2 protein-coding genes are annotated in these 5,381 nt (G+C 58.5%); one reads left to right on the top strand and one right to left on the bottom strand.

Translation table 11 applies throughout. The features are described from left to right. The first annotated feature begins 111 nt into the window (after positions 1 to 111). On the top strand, positions 112 to 1,302 hold the full coding sequence (gene ribD, locus ACF8AM_RS04165; RefSeq protein ID WP_392554423.1) for a bifunctional diaminohydroxyphosphoribosylaminopyrimidine deaminase/5-amino-6-(5-phosphoribosylamino)uracil reductase RibD: 1,191 nt from the start codon (positions 112 to 114) through the stop codon (positions 1,300 to 1,302). Between the two features lie 24 nt (positions 1,303 to 1,326). On the opposite strand, the gene ACF8AM_RS04160 is transcribed toward ribD, so the two are convergent. Beyond that, positions 1,327 to 5,381: hypothetical protein (locus ACF8AM_RS04160; protein WP_392554422.1), on the bottom strand; the 4,055-nt coding region annotated here is incomplete at its 5' end.

Raw genomic sequence — 5,381 nt, 5'->3', positions numbered from 1 at the left:
CGGCGGCGGACTCTGGACGCCCGATGGCGACTCAGGCGGAGCCGCCCCGACCGGCCCAGCCGCCGGTGAAGCTTCCGGCGGAAGCAAGCTTTGGGTCCCCGGAATGGATTGATGCCCAAACACCGTGATGCAGATGCGGATGGCCATTCAGCGGATGACATCCGCTGGATGACCGAAGCCCTGGAACTGGCATCGCATGGCCGAGGGAAGGTCGAACCCAATCCTCCGGTTGGCTGCGTGCTGGTTCGCGATTCGGTCTGCATTGGCAAGGGTTTCCATCAACGTTTTGGTGGACCGCACGCCGAGGTCGAGGCATTGTCCGATTGCGCGGACGCGGCCGGAGCAACTGCGTATGTGACCTTGGAACCCTGTTGTCATCACGGCAAAACGCCTCCTTGCGCGGATGCCTTGATCCGCGCCGGGGTCGCTCGAGTGATCGTGTCTGTGGTGGACCCGTTTGAGCAAGTCGATGGTGGCGGGATCAAAAGACTTCGCGCCGCAGGAATCGAAGTCATCACCGGAGTCGCCAAACAGGCCGGGGAAGAACTGCTGGCTGCCTACCTCAAACGTGTCCGAACGGGCATGCCATGGGTGATCGCCAAGTGGGCGATGAGCCTGGACGGGCGAATCGCAACGAAGACCGGCGAAAGCAAGTGGATCACGGGCCCAGCCGCACGCAACGCAGTGCATGAACTCCGCGCCAGCGCCGATGCCATCGCGGTCTGCATGGGAAGTGTGGTCGCCGACAACCCGTTGCTGACGGTTCGCTTGCCTGAATTTGTCAGGGCTCAAACGGATGACGGCAAAACCACGAATTCTGCCAGCGAATCGCGTCCGTTGGTTCGCCTGGTCTATTCCCGACGACGACTGCCTGACCTGAACAGTCAATTGGTTCAGACCGCCTCCGAGACCCCGACATGGCTGGTCGCGGGGCCAGAGATTTCCAACGCGGACCTGGCCAAACTCGCCGATCATGATGTCGAAACCTGGCAGTGTGAGTCCGCAGACCCGGTGGAAATGATTCGTCAGTCACTGCTCTGGTTGGGCAGCAATGACAATCCCCGAGGGCTCGCCATGACTCATCTGATGGTGGAAGGGGGCAGCCAATTGCTGGGCAGCTTTGCCGCTGCCGGGCAAATTGACGAAGTGCACGCCTTCATCGCTGGAAAGTGCATCGGAGGCAGTTTGGCCCCGGGACCACTGGGTGATCCCGGGATCGAAAACTTGGCCGATGCGACGCCGTTGCGAATCAGCCGCATGGACTCATTCAACAACGACGTGCGATTGATCTATCGTCGATAGGATTGGACAGCTGATCAGCAGGGATCAGTTGCCAATTCCGCCGCCGATGCCGCCACCGCCGACGCCGCCACCACCGACGCCGCCACCTGCACCACCGACGCCACCGGCTCCTCCGCCGACGCCACCTCCTGCATCGCCGGTTTCACCCGAGACGAAGTTGAACGTCGTGACTTCACCGATTTGTGAGAATGTCGGTGCAGGACTGATTCGAACATAGCGTCGGTCTGCTGAAATGATTGCCAGACCAGACAGCGAAGCCCCTTCAGGTAGCGACGTGATTTGCGGCATGTAACCGACACCGCCCTGCGGGTTGAACCCGTTCACGCCGTTGATTCCGCCCGTTCCAATGGCGGCACCGTTCGCACCAGGAAGCAGCGAGGGATAGTCACTGAAGAACTCCTGCAACAATCGACGATTGTCGCCCAACGCGTTCGCAGCGTTCAAACCACCGCCAGCGGCAGGGCCAATGAATTGCCCCAACACTTCGTGTCCCATGTTGCGACCGAACTCAGCCAAGTGTTCCACCTGAGCCTCCGCCAACTTCTCTTTGCGTTGTCCTTCCTTGACCTCAAAGATCACCATCGCGTTTTGTTCCATCAATGGAATGTCTTGACGGATGAACTTTTGTTCGGGGCGCCCCACGTCGGTCAAGATCTCAACGGTGACTTTACCAGTCGACACGTTGCCCCAAATGCGACGCAACAGCACGCGGTATTCACCGGAAAAACCTTTTGGACACAAGTACGTTTCCGATACCTGTCCGGTGGCATCGTCCTTCGCTCCTGGGTAGGCATCGCCCAACAGTGTGCCACCGCTGGCGCTGTTGGGTGACTCCAACGAGCAAACCGTCCCAGAGGGCTCTTCCACCGACAAGTCAACATCGGCGTCACCGGTCCAACTGACTCGCACAATGGCGTCGTGTGAGGCAGCTCGCCGAAGAGCTTCGCTGAACTGCTTGGCGGATTCGCTGTCGCCCTCGGCCAACAACTCTTGATGAGTCGCACGGGCCAACAAGCGAGCTTCCTCGACCAACGATTGGAACTTGTCGCTCCACGCCAGCCCCAGCACGCCTTCACAAGCCCACGCCAAATCGGCGGGTTGATCCAAACGCTTCGCCAATCGAAGTCCCATCACATAAGGTTCGCGGCGGTCTGGGTCGGCGTTGGAAATCTGACGGCAGAGCTTCATCGCAGCGGCGTATTGTCCCATGTCCTCCAACCGTGCTGCCACGTTCAGGAGGTCCTCGGGAGTTTCTGCAAAGTCAGCCGCCGATAACAAAGCTCGTTCGACCTCTGAGTCCGGTGCATCCGTCGCAGCCAACGCCAAGGCATAAGCCTGGTACATCCATGGCTGAATGTGGCCAGCGGAGATCGCTCCACCAATCACAGCTCGAATTTGATTGAAATTTGCCTTGGCGGCGTCTTTGTCACCGGCCTTTTCGGCTGCCGATGCCTTCACGTTCAGATGAGACACGGTCGCGCGGACTCGGCGGTCCAAGATCGTCAAATCACGTGCCGACTCAACCTTCCAGTTCGCGAAATGCTCCGACCACGCTTGGTCGACGGACTTGCCTTCCGGGATATCAAGCTGAATCGCACGGTCAATGTTTTCGACCGAGTCAACGTCGGCTGACGAACTGGCTTCCGTGGGGCTGGTTGCAGCAGGCGTGGTGGCTTTGGATCGCAGCGAAGCGTCGTCGGGAACGATGAACATTCCACCGCCTCCCATGCCGCCCATACCGCCGCCCATGCCTCCCATGCCGCCACCCATGCCTCCCATGCCGCCGCCCATGCCTCCCATGCCGCCACCCATGCCTCCCATGCCGCCGCCCATGCCACCCATGCCGCCGCCCATGCTGATGATTGGCACGACCAAGTCACCAACGGGATAAACCTTGGTGACCAAGTTGTCTTCCGCGGCGGTCACAGTCGTGATGTTCAGGACCTCGTCCTTGATCATGTAAGTCAGGTTTTGGTCACGCAGCATCAGACGCAGGAACGATCGCAGGGAAACGTTTTCCAACGAAATGTTCACTGGAATGTCTTCGGACAACCCTTCCCCTTCCAAACTGAAGACGTCGATCCGAATTGGAATTTCACGATCTTCACTGATTTGACGAATCGCATCGTTCAGTGGCATGTCGAGGAAGTCATAAGAAACCTCATCCGAAAGACTCGCTTCGATCCGCTGTTCCGATTCGCTGTCACCGACCAATTCGATCGATCCGTAACGTTCGATGCGTCGACGGCTCAAACGTTGCCAGGTTTCAGCTTCTGGATAAACGATCGGTGGATCATCGACGAAAGGAACCGCCGATTTCAGCACCAACGAAAACGCGTCCACAAAGTTCCGTTCACGCAGTTCGCGATAACGACGATCTCGTGCATACGTCTGCAACGAAAGCGTTTCATCCGTCACATGACGTCCAAGTACACTGTCGTCCGTGATCGTATCACCTGCCAAAGCTGCGATTTCCAAAGACACACCACCATCGGCTTCGGTGTAACGCCCTTCATCGATCAAAGCGTTCATCTGAGCCGACAATCGCTTCAAACGATCTTCGCGGCGATAGGTTTCTTGCAGCAAACGAGCCGATGCCGTGGCACCCGCCGCAAGCTGTTCCAGGTTGGCTTCTTGTTCGAGGAAGTCGGCTTCACGAGCACTGGCAATCTGGATCGCTGAGCGAACTTGGCCGAGCAATTCACGACGCAGTTGAGGATCGATGTCTGGGGTCGTTTCGACTCGCGCCAGCAGGCTCTTCAAGCTGCCAGCCACACCCACAGGGTCTTGGCGGATCAAGCGACGTGCTTCTCGCAGTTGTGCACGAACTTCGCCTCGCAAACGACCTTCTTCTCGTGAACGAAGTTGTTCGAAACGGCCCAACAAATCGCCGCCGTCTTCTCGCAACTCGTTGTCCCCGACAACGGGGCCTAAGCCACTGCCCAACGGAGCACCACCGACCACCCCTGGATTGGCAGGAGCAGAATCGCGAGGAACGGGATTGGCCGGAACGGGAGCGGCAGGAGCAGCATCAGCCGGTGCACCAAACACGTCGTCATTGGTTTCCGCAGGAGCCGCATCCATCACAGGGGCATCATCAGCAGCCGCACCGAAGACATCATCTCCGGCAGCAGGCTCGGCACCAAACGGGCTTTCCGCCGCCGCGTCGCCGCCACCGCCGAAAATATCGTCGAATGGATTGTCGTCACCGTTTTGCAAAATCAGCCGTTTGCCTTCCGGCGTCACCATCTTCAAAATCGCTTTGGCTTCCGCGTTGCCAGGATCTGCTTGCAAAGCTTCCTCGGCCACCGCGCGAGCCCCACGCAGGTTCCCTTGCTGCATCGCCAACGTAGCAGCGTTGGCCAACGATTCCGCACGAGCCGTCATCGCTTGCGCGGTTTGACGAAGCATCGGTGAACCGGCCGTTGCCAACAACAACCCGCGGGCTGTCTTGTGTTCTGCAATCAAGCCACTCAAGAAACCAAAGTCGGGGTTGTTCGACTCCACGCTCGAGTTGGCTTTGATTTGGATGTCGCTGTTCAGCGTGCTGCCGACCAAGCCGATCGACAACTCTTTCACTGGCGACTTCAATTGCCCCAAGTAGATCGAGTCACGATCCAATCGCAGCGGTGGCAAACGATCGCCATGCACCCAATCGATCTTTGCATCAGATTTAATTTCCGTGATCCAAACAGGGGACATCACGGCAGCATCCGTGACCAAATCAGCGATCTCGGTCGGCGTTGCGTCGGTCCCCACGACCCCCAAAACACCACCGGTTTGATTCGCCAACACGCCCATCATTTCAACGTTCTGCGTCGGGCCAACCGCAACCGAATGAACCGAGATGTGATCGTTTCGCAACGCATCGATCAGGTTCTCGAATCGCGACTGGTTTTGAGCGGCATCAATCGAAGCCGCGTCACCGATGTAAACGATCGAACGCGTTCGTGAATCGGGACGACCTGTCAACGATGCTCGGACGGTGTCCAGCACCGAGACCAAATTCGTGTTGCCCAGCGGCAGACGCGAAGTCAGCTTTGCGGTCGCGGATGACAAGTCGCTGTCGCCAGGAGCAG

This window comes from Rhodopirellula sp. JB055 (genome assembly GCF_043100905.1).
In the GTDB taxonomy this organism is placed as follows: Bacteria; Planctomycetota; Planctomycetia; order Pirellulales; family Pirellulaceae; genus Rhodopirellula.
Note: the sequence above shows the minus strand (reverse complement) of the source record. Positions and strands in the feature narration are given on the sequence as shown.

Coding starts and splice junctions, on each gene's coding strand:
- ribD (WP_392554423.1), top strand. CDS start 112: ATGCCCAAACACCGTGATGCAGATGCGGATGGCCATTCAGCGGATGAC.